Origin of the sequence: Actinoallomurus sp. NBC_01490 (assembly GCF_036227085.1) — a bacterium.
GTDB classification, from domain to species: Bacteria; Actinomycetota; Actinomycetes; order Streptosporangiales; family Streptosporangiaceae; genus Actinoallomurus; species Actinoallomurus oryzae.
The window spans coordinates 9,596,699-9,612,618 of record NZ_CP109433.1 but is presented as its reverse complement, the minus strand read 5'-3'; the positions used below and the strand labels follow the sequence as shown (position 1 = coordinate 9,612,618).

16 protein-coding genes and 1 tRNA gene are annotated in these 15,920 nt (G+C 69.5%); 11 read left to right on the top strand and 6 right to left on the bottom strand.

The features are described 5' to 3' along the window. Positions 1–25: 25 nt before the first annotated feature. On the bottom strand, positions 26–526 hold the full coding sequence (locus OG417_RS44050) for a MarR family winged helix-turn-helix transcriptional regulator (RefSeq protein WP_329242431.1): 501 nt from the start codon (positions 524–526) through the stop codon (positions 26–28). 57 nt (positions 527–583) lie between these two features. Between OG417_RS44050 and OG417_RS44045 the strand changes: the two genes are divergently transcribed. Both OG417_RS44045 and OG417_RS44040 read left to right on the top strand, forming a co-directional pair. After that, the gene (locus OG417_RS44045) at positions 584–1,426 is read left to right on the top strand and encodes a trans-aconitate 2-methyltransferase (protein ID WP_329242429.1); all 843 of its coding nucleotides are present in this window, start codon (positions 584–586) and stop codon (positions 1,424–1,426) included. Beyond that, entirely contained in the window at positions 1,423–1,851 is a 429-nt protein-coding gene (locus OG417_RS44040) for a glyoxalase (RefSeq protein WP_329242426.1), read from the top strand. Before OG417_RS44045 ends, OG417_RS44040 begins: the two co-directional genes overlap by 4 nt. On the opposite strand, the gene OG417_RS44035 is transcribed toward OG417_RS44040, so the two are convergent. The 3 genes from OG417_RS44035 to OG417_RS44025 form a co-directional block, all read right to left on the bottom strand. After that, entirely contained in the window at positions 1,768–2,061 is a 294-nt protein-coding gene (locus tag OG417_RS44035; protein WP_329242424.1) for a hypothetical protein, read from the bottom strand. The genes OG417_RS44040 and OG417_RS44035 overlap by 84 nt on opposite strands. A 70-nt stretch (positions 2,062–2,131) precedes the next feature. After that, a complete protein-coding gene (locus tag OG417_RS44030) occupies positions 2,132–2,878 on the bottom strand; it encodes a TetR/AcrR family transcriptional regulator (RefSeq protein ID WP_329242421.1) in 747 nt (248 codons plus the stop codon). Positions 2,879–3,069: 191 nt separating this feature from the next. After that, positions 3,070–4,023, bottom strand: a complete 954-nt coding sequence (locus OG417_RS44025; RefSeq protein ID WP_329242419.1) for an acyl-CoA desaturase — start codon at positions 4,021–4,023, stop codon at positions 3,070–3,072. Positions 4,024–4,265: 242 nt separating this feature from the next. On the opposite strand from OG417_RS44025, the gene OG417_RS44020 reads away from it, so the two are divergent. Beyond that, positions 4,266–4,337, top strand: a tRNA-Gln gene (locus tag OG417_RS44020). Between the two features lie 16 nt (positions 4,338–4,353). On the opposite strand, the gene OG417_RS44015 is transcribed toward OG417_RS44020, so the two are convergent. Both OG417_RS44015 and OG417_RS44010 read right to left on the bottom strand, forming a co-directional pair. Continuing rightward, a complete protein-coding gene (locus OG417_RS44015; protein ID WP_329242414.1) occupies positions 4,354–5,253 on the bottom strand; it encodes a mevalonate kinase family protein in 900 nt (299 codons plus the stop codon). A 64-nt stretch (positions 5,254–5,317) separates the two neighbouring features. Further along, positions 5,318–6,391, bottom strand: a complete 1,074-nt coding sequence (locus OG417_RS44010) for a radical SAM/SPASM domain-containing protein (RefSeq protein WP_329242412.1) — start codon at positions 6,389–6,391, stop codon at positions 5,318–5,320. Positions 6,392–6,738: 347 nt separating this feature from the next. Between OG417_RS44010 and OG417_RS44005 the strand changes: the two genes are divergently transcribed. The 8 genes from OG417_RS44005 (at position 6,739) to cysD (ending at position 15,342) form a co-directional block, all read left to right on the top strand. Next, positions 6,739–7,881 carry a hypothetical protein gene (locus tag OG417_RS44005; protein WP_329242409.1) on the top strand — a complete coding sequence of 381 codons (1,143 nt, stop codon included), beginning with the start codon at positions 6,739–6,741 and terminating at the stop codon, positions 7,879–7,881. Between the two features lie 195 nt (positions 7,882–8,076). After that, positions 8,077–9,522 carry a bifunctional UDP-N-acetylglucosamine diphosphorylase/glucosamine-1-phosphate N-acetyltransferase GlmU gene (gene glmU / locus OG417_RS44000; RefSeq protein ID WP_329242407.1) on the top strand — a complete coding sequence of 482 codons (1,446 nt, stop codon included), beginning with the start codon at positions 8,077–8,079 and terminating at the stop codon, positions 9,520–9,522. A 4-nt stretch (positions 9,523–9,526) separates the two neighbouring features. Then, a complete protein-coding gene (locus OG417_RS43995) occupies positions 9,527–10,507 on the top strand; it encodes a ribose-phosphate diphosphokinase (protein ID WP_329242405.1) in 981 nt (326 codons plus the stop codon). A 162-nt stretch (positions 10,508–10,669) separates the two neighbouring features. Next, complete coding sequence (locus OG417_RS43990) at positions 10,670–11,311, top strand: 50S ribosomal protein L25/general stress protein Ctc (protein WP_329242403.1); 642 nt, start codon at positions 10,670–10,672, stop codon at positions 11,309–11,311. A gap of 69 nt (positions 11,312–11,380) precedes the next feature. After that, on the top strand, positions 11,381–11,962 hold the full coding sequence (gene pth / locus OG417_RS43985; protein WP_329242400.1) for an aminoacyl-tRNA hydrolase: 582 nt from the start codon (positions 11,381–11,383) through the stop codon (positions 11,960–11,962). A 162-nt stretch (positions 11,963–12,124) separates the two neighbouring features. Continuing rightward, positions 12,125–13,603 (top strand): sugar transferase, encoded by a 1,479-nt coding sequence (locus OG417_RS43980; protein WP_329242397.1) that lies wholly within the window; start codon positions 12,125–12,127, stop codon positions 13,601–13,603. Positions 13,604–13,618: 15 nt separating this feature from the next. Beyond that, positions 13,619–14,386: an inositol monophosphatase family protein gene (locus OG417_RS43975; RefSeq protein ID WP_329242395.1), complete on the top strand. Its 768-nt coding sequence runs from the start codon at positions 13,619–13,621 to the stop codon at positions 14,384–14,386. A 26-nt stretch (positions 14,387–14,412) separates the two neighbouring features. Beyond that, the gene (gene cysD, locus OG417_RS43970) at positions 14,413–15,342 is read left to right on the top strand and encodes a sulfate adenylyltransferase subunit CysD (protein ID WP_329242393.1); all 930 of its coding nucleotides are present in this window, start codon (positions 14,413–14,415) and stop codon (positions 15,340–15,342) included. Positions 15,343–15,920: the final 578 nt, after the last annotated feature.

Genomic DNA, 15,920 nt, shown 5'->3' with positions numbered 1-15,920 from the left:
GTGGCCGAAAGGGGTCCGCCGGCTGCTAACCCGTGGGGTCGGTGTCGAAGGGGACGAGGAGTGAACGCAGCAGGTCGGCGAGTGTGCGGCGGTCGTCGGCGGTGAGGGAGCCGAGCAGGTCGCGTTCGCGGTCGATCAGGTCGGCGAAGGCGGCGTCGACGCGGGTGCGGCCGGCGTCGGTCAGTCGTACGAGAACGCCGCGTTTGTCCTGGGGATCGGGGTTGCGGCTGACCAGCCCGGCGCTCTGCAGCCGGTCGATCCGGTTGGTCATCGTGCCCGAGGTGACGAGCGTGGCGCGCAGGAGGCGGCCGGGGCTCAGTTCGTACGGTGGGCCGGCGCGACGCAGGGCGGTCAGGACGTCGAACTCCCACGATTCCATGTCATGCGCGGCGAACACGGCCCGGCGCGCACGGTCGAGGTGGCGGGCGAGCCGCGACACCCGGCTGAGGACGTGCAGGGGCTCGGTGTCGAGGTCTGGCCGTTCCGTGCGCCAGGCCGCGACCAGGCGATCGACCTCGTCCTCCATGGTCGATCAGCTTACCTGTCTTGACATCGAGATATCTAGCCGCCATGCTTTATCTCGATGTCAAGAGATATTTGGAACCCTCAGCAGTATCGGGCCTACTCCTCTCACCGGGCCCGGCCCTTCTACGAGTTGCTCGCCCGGGTGGACATCGACAACCCGGCGTACGTGGTGGACCTGGGCTGTGGCCCCGGCGAGCGTACGGCCGAGCTGGCCGCCCGATGGCCGGACGCCGTCGTCGAGGGCGTCGACAGCTCCGAGCAGATGATCGCCGAGGCCCGGCGCCTGCCGCTCGACCACCTCCAGCCGCCGCCCGGCGGCGAGGCGCCCGGGGGGTCGCTGGCGTTCTCGGTCGGGGACATCGCCGCATGGGCGCCGTCGCGGCCGGTCGACGTGATCTTCTCCAACGCGGCCTTCCAGTGGGTGCCCGGACACCAGGACATGCTCCCGCGCTGGGTCGCGGCGCTGGCGCCCGGCGGGCGGCTGGCGTTCAGCATGCCCGGGAACTTCGACCAGGACAGCCACCGCATCCTGCGGGAGCTGTGCGAGACGCCGCGCTGGCGCAGCCGGCTGGCCAAGGTCAACCGGCACAACATCGTCAGCGAGCCCGCGGAGTACTTCCGGCTGCTCAGCGACCTCGGGTGCGAGGTCGACGCGTGGGAGACGACCTACCTTCAGATCCTGCACGGGGACGATCCGGTGCTCGAATGGATGAAGGGCACGGCCCTGCGGCCGGCGTTCGACGTGCTGTCGCGCGAGGAGGAGCGCGAGGAGTTCGTCGCCGAACTGTCGGCCCTGCTGCGTAAGGCGTACCCGCCCGGCCCGCACGGCACGATCTTCCCCTTCCGCCGGATCTTCGTCGTCGCGTCCGTGCCCCCGGCACACGAAGAACCGGCCCGATGACCCTGCTCGGCCTCCACCACGTGCAGCTCGCCGCGCCGCCGGGAACCGAGCCGGCCATGCGGGAGTTCTACGCCGGAGTGCTCGGGCTCGCCGAACTGCCCAAGCCGCCCGCGCTGGCCGCCCGGGGCGGCGTGTGGTTCGGGGCGCCCGGCATCGAGATCCACATCGGCGTCGAGGAGGACTTCCGGCCGGCCCGCAAGGCCCACCCCGGCATCCTCGTACGGGACCTCGACGTCATGGCCGGCCGGCTCCGGGCGGCAGGCCGCGAGGTGCGGCCCGACGACCTGCTGCCCGGTTACCGGCGCTTCTACGTCGACGACCCGGTCGGCAACCGGCTGGAGCTACTTCAGCCGATCACCGGCCCGGGCGGCGAGCATCTCCCAGTCGGCCAGCACGTCGAGGAGAAGGCCGAGCACGCGACGTAACTCCTCGACGTGGTCGGTCTTGCGGCGGGCGCGCTCGAAGGCGCCGGCGTCGATGTCGAGGACCGCGTCCTCGAGGCTCTCGGTGAACCGTTTCGCGCGGGAGTCCGCCGCGTCGTCGGGTGCCTGACGGGCCCGCTGCCCATCGACGAAACGGTCCATCTCCGCCCAGCCGAGGGGTCGCCGACCGGGACCGGGGTCGCCGTGCCACATGTGCCGTCCTCTCCCTGGAATTCATGCGTCGCACGATAGGGGGAGGGTGTGACAGTACGGCTACGCTGAGTCAGGCGGTGCCCGGCTCGGGGCTCGCCCGGCGGGCGGCGCGGGCCGACTCCTTGGCCTCCTTCGCCGCTTCTTTCGCCGCCTCCTTGGCCTTGGCCTTGAGGTCCTTCTGGCGGGCCTTGTGATCGGTGGTCAGGTACGGCTTGGGCTCCAGCCCGGACAGGCCGTTCCACGCGAGGTTGACCAGGTGGGCGGCGACCTCGTCGCGCTTGGGCTTGCGCACGTCCAGCCAGTACGTCCCGGTCATGGCGACCATGCCGATGAGGGCCTGGGCGTACAGGGGCGCGGCCTTCGGGTCGTAGCCCTTGTCCTTGAACTCGTCGCCGAGAATGTGCTCGACCTGGTTCGCGATGTCGCTCAGCAGGCTGGCGAACGTGCCCGTCGCCGACGCCGCGTGCGAGTCGCGGACGAGGATGCGGAAGCCCTGGCTGCTGTCTTCGATGTACTCCAGCAGGGCCAGCGCGGCGCGCTCGATCTTCTGCCGGGGGTGCCCTCCGACGAGTGCCTTGGTGACCGTGTCGAGAAGGTGTTCCATCTCGCGGTCGACCACGACGGCGTACAGACCCTCCTTGCCGCCGAAGTGCTCGTACACGACGGGCTTGGAGACTCCGGCCACGGTGGCGATCTCTTCGATGGAGGTGCCGTCGAAGCCGCGCTCGGCGAAGAGGGTCCGGCCTATGTCGAGCAGTTGCTCCCGTCGCTCTTTGCCCGTCATGCGTTTGCGACGGGACTTGGGGGGTTCACTCACATCATCAATTGTGACGGTCACGCTTTCTCCTGGCCTGGCGGCTCGGGGGCGGGAGAACCGCCGGCGGTGCCGTACAGTCTGGGGGATTTACAAGGAGTGCCCTGCTCACACGGATGCCGGAGCACCTTACGCGTGCGCCGGGCGGCCGCAACCGGCCGCCCGCCGCGGAGTCGGGCTGGTTGGTTGGCTGCTTACGATATCCGCTTGTTGGCGAGCCGTTCCGGGTTCGGCCACCGCACGTCCCAGACCCAGCCGAGCTTCTCGAAGAGCCAGATCGTACGGGCGCTGCTGTCGAGCTGGCCGGGAAGCACCCCGTGCCGGGCACAGGTCGGGTCGGCGTGGTGCAGGTTGTGCCACGACTCACCGAACGACGGGATGGCCAGCCACCAGACGTTGCGGGACTTGTCGCGCGCCTCGAACTCCTCTTCGCCCATGGCGTGGCAGATGGAGTTGATCGACCACGTGACGTGGTGGAGAAGGCAGACCCGTACGAGCGCGCCCCAGAAGAAGCCGGTCAGGGCGCCCCACCAGGACATGGTCAGCAGGCCGCCGAGCGCGGCGGGCAGCAGCAGCGAGATGGCCACCAGACCGGGGAAGAAACGGCTGATCCGCCGCATGTCCTTGTCGGCCACCAGGTCGGGGCAGAACTTGTTCGGCGACGTACGGCGGCTGTCGAACAGCCAGCCCATGTGGGCCCAGATCAGGCCCTTGGTGAGGGCGCGCCAGTCGTTGCCGAAGCGCCACGGCGAGTGCGGGTCGTTCTCCTGGTCGGAGTACTTGTGGTGGCGCCGGTGCACGGCTACCCAGTCGATCACGCTCATCTCGATGGACAGGCCACCGGCGATGGCCATGGCGATGCGCAGCGGGCGCTTCGCCTTGAACGAACCGTGCGTGAAGTGCCGGTGGTAGCCGACGGTGACTCCGAGGCCGGAGACGCCGTACATCACGAACATGATCGCCAGATCGGTCCAGCCGAGCCCCCAGCCCCACGCGAACGGCACGGCCGCCACCACGGCGAGAAGCGGGACCGCGATGAAGACGCCCATCAGGACCTTCTCAAAGGTGCCCTTGGGGTCGGGTTCGATTTCGGGTCTGGCCTGCGGCCTAACGGTGGCGGACGGTGTTCCTACCGGGGCTATGGTCATGCGGGTTCCTCCTGCCAGCTGAGAACTTACGGCTACGCAACCGTAACCTACGGGGGCGTAGGTTAAGCAAGATGCCCCGAGGAATTAGGTCAAACCTGTCGCCTTGGTCACACAGCGGTTACCGGGTGGCAAGATCGTCTTTATCGGACGTGGCGCCGCCTTAATCCGTCCTGGGTGGGGCCGATGGCCGGTATCGTGGACGATCGACCGTGGGGCCTCGGACGTCGGAGTGCCCCGGACGGTCCGGCGTGGTGTAATCGGCAACACGGAGGGTTTTGGTCCCTTTGTTCCTGGTTCGAGTCCAGGCGCCGGAGCTGATGGTGATGTCTGTCAGGCCCCCATGTCGACCCGTACGGGGAGGCAATCGAGCCTGATCCGCCGTGTCGAGGCGAGTTCGCCGACGCGGCGCACCGCCTCACCCAACGAGACACGCGACACGACGCCCACCAGGCAGCCACCGCTTCCGGACCCGGTGATCTTGACGCCGTCGAAGCCTGCCGAGAGGGCGATGTCACGGATCGCCTCGATCGCCGGAGTCGACATGTCCTGCAGGTCGCGCATTGCCGCGTGAGCCTGGTTCATGATCGTCCCGAGTCCCGGCCAGTCGCGTGACCGGATGGCGGTCCAGGCGCCCTCGGTCAGCTGATCGACGATCTCGCAGTAACGCGCCTGCCGGGGATCGCGCGCGAGGTCCCGCTCCCGTACGCGCGCGAGGTGCTTACCGCTGTCCTTGCGGGACCGTGAGTCGAAGACGGCCATCCCGAGGCCGGCGACCTGCGCGGCGTCGGTGATGTGCCCGACGACGGCGGGCGGCCGGCGCTCGCGCGTCCCCTGGAGCCGGACGATGCCCCGGCGCGCGATCGCGACCTGGTCCATGCCGCCGCCCCGCGTGACCCGCCGTTCGGCCTCGTAGGCCACCTCGACGGCACGTTCGTCGGAGAGGGCCGGGCCGTGGAGACGGGCGTGGTACAGACGGGCGGCGCACAGCGCGACCGCCGACGACGAGCCGAGCCCGGCCGCCAGTGGAGCGTCCTGAGCCACCCGTACGCGGGGGCGCGGGGCGTCCGGATCACCGCCGACGAGCGACCACACATGGTCGAGGATGCGCTCGTCGAAGAACTCCGCGCCCGCGGTCTCCGTGAGCGCCACGGAGACGCGTTGATCGATGGCGGCCGCGATGCACCGGTACCCCAGCCAGTCCAGATCCTCCCCGCACAGGCAGACGCGCACGGGTGAGCGTGATGGGTCGTCGCTGAGCAGCGGAACCTCCAGTGTGACACCGTCCTGAATCGCGTCAGATGAACCAGTCGGCCGCTCCGCCGGGGCTCTCGGCGGCCACGGGGATCCCGTCGAGGACCAGGCGGTTCGCGTCATGGCGGGCACAGTGGAAGCGACAGGCGCGTCGCGGGTCCACGGCCGTGAAGTCCGCGGCGTCCCACACGTCGCGCAGGGGCGCGGACTGCACGTCGCCGAGCCGGAAGCCGGGCTTTCCGCGGTGGTAGGCGCAGGCGAACACGCCGCTCGGAGTGATCGTCGTGCGGAGCTGTGTCGTGGGGCACGTGGAATAGCCCTTGTCCTGGTCGGGGCGGCCGGCCAGCAGCGCGGTCAGGCTCGACGACCGGAGGACGCGCACGGGGGTTCCCGCGGTCCGTTCCTCGGCGTGTCGCAGCCGCCGGTCGATCAGGTCCACCGTGCCGGCGTCGACCTCCGCGATCGAGTGATCGTCGGCGAGTTCCGCCTTGAACTCGACGTAGTCACAGCCCAGGTCCACCGCGAGCGACGCGGCGCCGGGGATCTCCTCGACGTTCGACAGGGGGGATCCCGGCCGAGGCGTGAAGACGACGTAGGAGATGCCGACCTTGAGCGTGTGATGGCCGGTCACCAGGCGAATGTTCGCCAGGACCTTGGCGAACTTGTTGACGCCCCGGTGGCCGGGCCGGACGGCGCCGTACGTCTCGGGGGTCGCGGCGTCGAGGGAGACGCGCAGCCAGGACAGCGATCCGCGCAGGACATCGAGATGGCGGTCCAGGAGCGTGCCGTTCGTGACGAGCCCGACGGCCACGCTGGCGCGCGACAGGCGTTCGGCGACCGCGGCGGTGGCCGGGTGCATCAGGGGCTCTCCGCCGCCGATGAGCACCACCGCGCGGACGTCCATGGCCACCAGCTCGTCCGCCAGCCGTTCGAGGCGGTCGGTGGTGAACCGTGCCTGGCCCAGCAGGTCTCCGCTGATGCATCCCGGGCAGGCGAGATCACAGAAGCTGGTCGGGTCGAGGTCGACCGCGATCGGCGCGGAGGTCCTCTCCCCACGTGTCAGGGGGGCGGCGCGGCGGCGTACCTCGGGCTGGGTCAGCTTGTGAGCCAGAGCCAATTCGTCCCGGGGCGTCACCGGTGACCTGGCTGGCTGCGTTCGGCGAGACATCGCGATCCGCCTATGAATCGAGTGTTTGGGGCAAATATGGCTGACCTTGCGGAACGCGTCAAGGATCCGAAATCGGCATCGCCTTCTGTGGCATTCGAGGATTACGGCCGGGTTCGATCGGAGCTAGGATTGTCCGCCGTCTGCTCGGGTCGGGGGCCTTATTCTCCCGGTTCCGTGATCAGCGAGAATGGGGTCGATTCATGGTCAACGCGATTTCGGCGATCGTCTCGCTGGCCGCCGGATGGTACGGGCGTGACCTGCTGCAGTTCGTCCGCACGCTGTGGGCGCGGGGCACCGTGGCGCGTCGCCGGCGCCTGTTCGAGGACAAGCGCTCCGTGGCACTCGACTGGACGATCCAATACTATCGCGATCACGGCGACGAAGAATTCCTGTTCCAGCTGCCCAGTGGACGACGGATCGCTTACCTGAGCAGACCGTCGTGGCGTTTTCCGGAACTCAACGGCCGGACGCTGAACTTCATGCTCAACCACGACCGGTCCGACGCCCCACTGGACCGAAAAGAGATCGCGCGCCGGCGTCGGCTCGGGCAGAAAATCTGGAACGGCGACGTCTATTTTCTGGACACCGGCATCGGGGAAGGCGCGAACTTCGTTCGCCTGAGGGTGCGGCTGGGGGGTTACTTCCAGTATCTGACGTTGTCCGGGTTGCTGTACCACGAGGCGCTGAAGTGCGCGCGGTCGCCGCGTCATCAGCCCAAGCACCGGGACCGGCTGGTGAGCACGCTCGCGCGTACGCAAAGCGGCCTGGCGCGGGCGCAACTGCTCGGGTTCGGCGTCGCCATGGTCTTCGCGACGCCCACCGGATGGAAGATCCTCGTGCAGCAGCGTGCCCACGAGGCGGGGGTCGCCGGCGGTCTGCAAGCGGTGATACCGGCATACGTCATCGAACCGATCCTCGACCGTGAGGCCGGCTACTTCGATCCGTTCCGTGACTTCCTGCGGGAGATCTCTGAGGAGCTCTACTCGGATCGGCACCAGGAGAATCCCGAACGCCTGCACCCCGACTGGTTCTACGAGCTGGACTCCATCCAGAAGATCATCCAGTTGAAGGGCGAGGGCCGGTTCCTGTTCGAGGTGCTGGGCTTCGGCTTCGACGCCCTGACCGCGGAGCTGCACTTCGCCGCGATCGCCGTGGTCACCGATCAGAGCTTCGCCGAGCACGAGCTGCGGAAGATGAACCGCAACTGGGAGGCGACGGGCGTGCGGCTGGTCGATGTCGCCTCCGAGGAGATGACCCGGGTCATCGAGTCCGAGGGAACATATCCGACGAGCGCCTTCGTCTTCGCCTGCGCGCGTGAGTGGCTGACCGCCCACGGTGCGCTCGATGCCTCCGCAGCCGGTGTGGCGCCGGGGATTCCAGAGCCGGAGGCGACTTCCGCGCCGGTCACGGGTCAGGCGCCGCCGCCCGGTTCTTCGTGACCGGGAGGGTGGCGCCCGGACCCCCAACCTGCGTGTCGGTCATCGTCCCGGCGGTATTCTTCGGATGTCGGGCAGGTGACGGCGGAGCTACCTCGCTGCCGTCCGTGGGTCGCCTGACCCCGCGGAACGGCTCTGACGGGGACCGGCTCTCTGCCTCGACGCGTACCCGTCCGCGATGCCGAAGGGCCTCCATACGTGAGCGCGATCCGTCCGGCTGCTGTCATCGTCATGGCCGCAGGCGAGGGCACGAGAATGAAGTCCCGCAAGGTGCCGAAGGTCCTGCATGAGCTAGGCGGTCGCACCATGGTGGGCCACGTCCTGGCGGCATCGGCCGAGCTTCGGCCGGAACGGCTTCTGGTCGTCGTCGGCCATGACCGGGAGAAGGTGATCGCGCACCTGGAGGCGGACTGGCCCGACGCCCGGCCGGTGGTCCAGGAGCAGCAGAACGGCACCGGCCACGCCGTGCGCGTGGCGCTGGAGGCCGTCGGATCGATCGACGGCACGGTGCTCGTGCTCAACGGCGACGCCCCCCTCCTGCGCGGGTCCGTGCTCGACGAGCTGCTGGCGGTGCACGAGGGTGAAGGCAACGCCGCGACGATCCTGACCGCCGACATGCCCGATCCGACCGGCTACGGGCGCATGATCCGCGCCGATGACGGCTCGGTGAGCGCGATCGTCGAGGAGAAGGACGCCGACGCCGGCCAGCGGGCCATCACCGAGATCAACGTCGGCATGTACGCCTTCGACGGCGCCCTGCTCGGCACCGCGCTCAAGCAGGTGACCACCGACAACGCGAAGGGCGAGGAGTACCTCACCGACGTCGTCACCATCCTCCGCGACTCGGGTCACCGTGTCGGCGGCGCGCTGGACCGTCACTGGCTCGGCCCCCTCGGGGTCAACGACCGGGTACAGCTCGCCGAGGCCCGGAGGCTGCTCAACGACCGCGTCCTGGAGGCGCACATGCGCCAGGGCGTCACGGTCGTCGACCCGCTGTCCACCTGGGTCGACGTCCAGGTGACGATCGAGCCGGACGCGGTGATCGAGCCGGGCACCCAGCTGCGCGGCGCCACGCATGTCGCGGCGGGGGCGCGGGTGGGTCCCGGCTGCACCCTCACCGACACCACGGTCGGCGAGGACGCCGTCGTCGCGAACGCCGTCTGCGAACGCGCCGAGATCGGCCCGGAGGTCAGCGTCGGACCGTTCGCGTACCTGCGGCCCGGCACGAAGCTCGCCCGCGGCGCCAAGGCGGGCACGTACGTCGAGATGAAGAACGCCGTGGTGGGTGAGGGCACGAAGGTGCCGCACCTGACGTACGTCGGCGACGCCGAGATCGGCGCGGGCTCCAACATCGGCGCGGCCTGCGTCTTCGTCAACTACGACGGCGTCGAGAAGCGCAAGAGCGTCGTCGGCGACCACGTGAAGGTGGGCAGCGACAACATGCTCGTCGCGCCGGTGCGCATCGGCGACGGCGCCTACACCGCCGCCGGTTCGGTGATCACCGGTGACGTTCCCCCCGGCGCGATGGCGGTCGCCCGGGCCCGCCAGCGCAACGTCGAGGGGTGGGTCGAGCGCAAGCGGCCGGGTACTCCGGCCGCGGAGGCCGCGAGACGCGCGCAAGAACGAGCAGAGCAAGGAGACTGACCCCGTGACCGGCATCAAAACGACGGGTGAGAAGAAGCTGATGCTCTTCTCCGGCCGCGCCTACCCCGAGCTGGCCGAGGAGGTGGCCGAGGCGCTCGGTGTCGAGCCGACCCCCACGTCGGCGTACGACTTCGCGAACGGCGAGACGTTCGTGCGCTTCAACGAGTCGGTCCGCGGGTCCGACGCGTTCGTCCTGCAGAGCCACACCGCGCCGATCAACCAGTGGATCATGGAACAGCTGATCATGGTGGACGCGCTGAAGCGCGCGTCGGCCAAGCGGATCACCGTGGTCGCCCCGTTCTTCGGCTACGCCCGGCAGGACAAGAAGCACCGCGGCCGTGAGCCGATCTCCGCGCGGCTGATGGCGGACCTGTTCAAGACCGCGGGCGCCGACCGGCTGATGGCGGTCGACCTGCACACCGCGCAGATCCAGGGCTTCTTCGACGGCCCGGTGGACCACCTGTTCGCGCTGCCGCTGCTCACCGCCTACATCAAGGAGAAGCTCGACACCGACGGGGTGTCCGTCGTGGCGCCCGACGCCGGGCGGGTGCGCGTGGCCGAGCGCTGGAGCGATGAGCTCGGCGGCTGTCCGATGGCGATCATCCACAAGCGCCGCGACCCCGACGTGGCCAACGAGGTCAAGGTCTTCGACGTCGTCGGCGAGGTCGAGGGCCGTACGTGCGTGGTCGTCGACGACATGATCGACACCGGCGGCACGATCGTGAAGGCGTCCGAGGCGCTGTTCGAGGAGGGCGCGGCCCGCGTGGTCGTCGCCGCCACGCACGGCGTGCTGTCCGGCCCGGCGGTGGACAAGCTGAAGAACTCCCGGATCTCCGAGGTGGTCCTCACCAACACACTGCCGATCCCGGACAACAAGCGGTTCGACAAGCTCACGGTGCTCTCGATCGCCCCGCTGATCGCCCGAGCGATCAACGAGGTGTTCAGCGACGGGTCCGTGACCAGCCTCTTCGGCGGCCACAGCTGACAACGATCGCCTCCCGGCACGAATGGGAAGGACGATCGGCTAGACTTGGTTGACCGTGTGCGTCCGACGCTGTGTCGCGCGGCCGACCAGACCCGGTCCGCTGCCGCTCGGAGCACCTCTTAATCGCGCACTAGCTAGCTTGATCCAACGAGGAGTTTTGCCGTGTCCGAGGTACGCATCGCCGCCGAGCCCCGCACCGAGTTCGGCAAGGGCCCCGCGCGGCGCACTCGCAGGGCCGGCAAGGTGCCCGCCGTCTTGTACGGCCACGGCACCGACCCCCGTCACATCACGCTGCCGGGCCACGAGCTGATGCTCGCGCTGAAGACCCCGAACGCGCTGCTGCGCCTCCAGGGGCTCGACGGCGGCGACGAGCTGGCTCTGCCCAAGGACGTCCAGCGTGACCCTCTGAAGGGCTTCCTGGAGCACGTCGACCTGCTCGTCGTCAAGCGCGGCGAGAAGGTCACCGTCGAGGTGCCGGTCCAGGTGACCGGTGACGTCGTGCCGGACGGCATGCTCGACCAGCAGCTCGTCCAGGTGTCGCTCGAGGCCGAGGCCACCCACATCCCGCAGGTGATCGAGGTCAACGTCGAAGGCATGGCCGTCGGCGACCAGCTGCTCGCCAAGGACCTCCCGCTCCCGAGCGGCGCGACGCTCGACGCCGAGGAGGACACGCTCGTCCTCCACATCATCGCCGCGCCGACCGCCGCGCAGCGGGAGGCCGAGCTCGGTGAGGGCGAGGCGGCCGAGGGCGGCGCCGAGGGTGAGGGCGCTGCCGAGGCCACGCCCGAGGGCGGCGAGGAGTAAGGCTCGCGAGTGCGACGGGCGCCCCTCCGGGGGCGCCTTTCGCGTTTTCACCTGCGTGGGGGAGGAACGATGGCCTCGGACCAGCCGTGGCTCGTGGTCGGGCTGGGCAACCCCGGCCCCGGCTACGCCGGTAACCGGCACAACGCCGGCTTCATGGTGCTCGACGTCCTGGCCGACACGGCCGGCGGCCGGTTCAAGTCCCACCGCGCGCGTGCCGACGTCGTCGAAGGACGGCTCGCCGGCCACCGGGTGGTGCTCGCCAAGCCACGGTCGTACATGAACGAGTCGGGCGGACCGGTCAAGGCCCTCTGCGACTTCTACAAGATCCCGCTTGAGCGGCTCGTCATCGTCCACGACGAACTCGACATCCCGTACGGGACGCTGCGCCTGAAGCGGGGCGGTGGCGACAACGGCCACAACGGCCTGCGCTCGATCACCAAGAGCATGGGCGGGCGCGACTATCTGCGCGTGCGGTTCGGCATCGGACGGCCTCCGGGCCGGATGGACGCCGCGGCGTTCGTCCTGCGCGACTTTTCCGCCGCCGAGCGCAAGGAGCTGGACCTCAACACCGAGCGAGCCGCGGATGCCGTCGAGGCGCTCATCACGCAGGGCCTGGAGCGGGCACAGAACACCTTCCACGGCGAACCCTGAGGTCCGACGGGACTGCGGTGACCGAAGGTGGCGATGTCCACTCCAGCGGCAGTGGCGAACTCTAGGATATGTGCCACACCGAGAACGAACTCGTGAACCTCAGGTGGCTAACGAGCGTCATGCATCAGTATCAGGTGAAAGTGACGTTCGGCGAGGGGTGAAATGGCGGTCGTCGAAGAGGCGCGGCCAAGGGCTCGGCCCGTGGGCGGTAGCAGGGAACAGGTCGCGGCTTGGACATCGCGCTATGCGCGCCAGGCCTTCGGCCTCGACTTCGTCGCCGCGCTGCTCGGAGGCTTGATCGCCTTCATGATCCGGTTCCGCTTCTCCTCCTTCGGCGACCCGTGGAGCACTCCCTACATCGAACTCAGCTTCGCCCTTCCGTTCCTGTGGACCGGCGCGGTCGCCCTGGCCCGGGGCTACGAACAGCCGATGTTCGGCGTGGGGCCGGAGGAGTTCCGCCGGATCCTGCAGTCCGGCTTCGCCCTGACCGCGAGCGTCGCCATCCTCGCGTACGCCACGAAGACCGAGGTGGCGCGCGGCTACGTGATCGCGGCGCTGCCCCTCACCACCGGCTTCGACCTGTACGGCCGCTACCAGCTGCGCAAGCGGCTGCACCGGCGGCGCAAGGCCGGCGAGTACATGCGGCGCGTCGTGGTCGTCGGCCACCGGGCCGCCGTCGCCGACCTGATCCGCCAGCTCCGGCGCGAGCCCTTCCACGGCATGGAGATCGCCGCCGCGTGCCTGCCGGCGATGCTCACCACGGGCGATGACGCCGTCACCGAGGTCGAGGGCGTGCCGGTCGCCGGTGACTTCACCCAGGTCGCGGCCGTGGTCGAGCGCATCCACGCCTGCACGGTCGCCGTGCTGGCCTGCCCCGAGCTCGACGGCGTGGCGCTGCGCAGGCTCGCCTGGCAGCTCGAGAAGGACGCCGTCGACCTCGTCGTGGCACCCGCGCTGATGGAGGTCGCCGGCCCCCGCACCTCGATCCGCCCGGTGGCGGGCCTGCCGCTCCTGCACGTGGAGCACCCCGAGCTGTCCGGCGGGCGCCGCCTGGCCAAGAGCGCCTTCGACCGCGTCGGCGCGGGTCTCGCGCTCATCTTCCTGTGGCCCGTGCTGGCCTGCATCGCGGTCGCGATCCGCCTTGACAGCAAGGGCCCGGCGCTGTTCCGCCAGGTGCGGGTCGGCCGTGACGGCCGCGAGTTCACGGTGTTGAAGTTCCGCACGATGGTTCCGGACGCCGAGCGGCGCAAGGCCGCCCTGGTGCAGTACAACGACCACGACGGCGTCCTTTTCAAGATCAGAAACGACCCGCGGATCACCCGTACGGGCGGCTGGCTGCGCCGCTACTCCCTCGACGAGCTGCCCCAGCTGATCAACGTGCTGCGCGGCGACATGTCGCTCGTGGGCCCCCGCCCTCCGCTGCCCGAAGAGGTCGCCCAGTATGGTGACGACGTACGCCGCCGGCTCGTCGTACGCCCGGGCATGACCGGTCTGTGGCAGGTGAGCGGGCGCTCTGATCTATCGTGGGAGGAATCGGTCCGCCTGGACCTGCGTTATGTCGAGAACTGGTCCCTCACCCTCGACTTGCAGATCCTGTGGAAGACCTGGTCCGCGGTGGCCCGAGGCTCCGGCGCCTACTGACGTAGAGAGAAGTACGTGACGCACGACGATCATGCCCTCGCCCGTGATCTCGCGACCGAGGCGGGTGCGCTGCTGCTCCGGCTGCGCGCCGACCGCGGTTTCGGTGACCTCAAGGCCCTGCGCGACGCCGGTGACCGCGAGTCCCACGTCTACCTGACCGAAGCGCTCGCGCGGCAGCGCCCCGGCGACTCCGTGCTCAGCGAGGAGGGCAAGGACGAGCTCTCGCGCCTCGACGCGGAAAGGGTGTGGATCGTCGACCCGCTCGACGGCACGCGCGAGTACGCCGAGGAGGGGCGCGGAGACTGGGCGGTCCACGTCGCGCTCTGGCAGCGTGACGAGGGCGCGGCCGGCGGGCTCGCGGCGGGCGCGGTCGCACTTCCCTCACAGGGCCGTACGCTCTCGACCGCCGAGCCCTTCGAGCTTCCGAGCGTCGACACCGGGCACATCCGGGTCGCGGTGAGCCGCAGCCGGCCCCCGGAGTTCACCACGCGCCTCGCCGAGCACCTCGACGCCGAGGTCGAGCTGGTGCCGCTCGGATCGGCCGGAGCGAAGGTCGCGGCGGTGCTGCTCGGCGACGTCGACGCCTACGTCCACGCCGGCGGACAGTACGAATGGGACTCCGCCGCCCCGGTCGCCGTCGCCCACGCGGTCGGCGCCCACGCCTCGCGGATCGACGGGTCGCCGCTGACCTACAACCAAGAGGACACCAACCTGCCAGATATTCTGGTCTGCCACCCGGAACTGGCGCCAACGCTGCTCGCCGGCATCCGGGCGGTCCTGTAACGAACCGACCCGGGAGTGTTAACGCGATGCAGCGCAGCACAGCTGACGCCCGTGACTATCGGACGTCCCAGCTCGACGTACTCGAATCGGAGTCGATCCACATCTTCCGCGAGGTCGCGGCCGAGTTCGAACGACCCGTCCTGCTCTTCTCCGGAGGCAAGGACAGCGTCGTCATGCTGCGCCTCGCCGAGAAGGCCTTCTGGCCGGCCCGCATCCCCTTCCCGCTGATGCACGTCGACACCGGCCACAACTTCCCCGAGGTCATCGAGTTCCGCGACCGCCGGGTGAGTGAGCTCGGCATCCGCATCGTCATCGCCTCGGTGCAGGAGTCGATCGACAAGGGCCGCGTCGTGGAGGAGACCGGACGCCGGGCGAGCCGCAACCGCCTGCAGACCACGACACTGCTGGACGCCATCGAGGAGCACCGCTTCGACGCCGCGTTCGGCGGCGCGCGGCGCGACGAGGAGAAGGCCCGCGCCAAAGAACGCGTCTTCTCCTTCCGCGACGACTTCGGCCAGTGGGACCCCAAGAACCAGCGGCCCGAGCTGTGGAGCCTCTACAACACCCGCATCCGCCAGGGCGAGCACATCCGGGTGTTCCCGCTGTCCAACTGGACCGAGCTGGACATCTGGGACTACATCAAGCGCGAGGAGCTGGAGATCCCCTCCATCTACTTCGCCCACACCCGCACGGTGTTCGAACGCGACGGCATGCTCCTCGCCGACAGCCCGTACTCCAATCGCGGCGACGACGAGCCGCCCTTCGAGGCCATGGTCCGCTACCGCACGGTCGGCGACATGAGCTGCACCGGTGCCGTCGAGTCGACCGCGACCGGCCTCGACGAGGTGATCACTGAGATCGCCGCGACGCGGATCACCGAGCGCGGCCAGACCCGCGCCGACGACCGCACGAGCGAGGCCGCCATGGAGGACCGCAAGCGCGAGGGGTACTTCTAACCATGAGCATGGACCGATCCCGACGAGCGAGCGCAGTGTGCGGCGCCGCGGAGCAAGCCGGACGCGGAGCGAGTGAGGAGCGGTTGAGGGACCAATGAGCATGGACCGATCCCGACGAGCGAGCGCAGTGTGCGGCGCCGCGGAGCAAGCCGGACGCGGAGCGAGTGAGGAGCGGTTGAGGGACCAATGAGCATGGACCGATCCCGACGAGCGAGCGCAGTGTGCGGCGCCGCGGAGCAAGCCGGACGCGGAGCGAGTGAGGAGCGGTTGAGGGACCAATGAGCATGGACCGATCCCGACGAGCGAGCGCAGTGTGCGGCGCCGCGGAGCAAGCCGGACGCGGAGCGAGTGAGGAGCGGTTGAGGGACCAATGAGCATGGACCGATCCCGACGAGCGAGCGCAGTGTGCGGCGCCGCGGAGCAAGCCGGACGCGGAGCGAGTGAGGAGCGGTTGAGGGACCAATGAGCATGGACCGATCCCGACGAGCGAGCGCAGTGTGCGGCGCCGCGGAGCAAGCCGGACGCGGAGCGAGTGAGGAGCGGTTGAGGGACCAATGAGCATGGACCGATCCCGACGA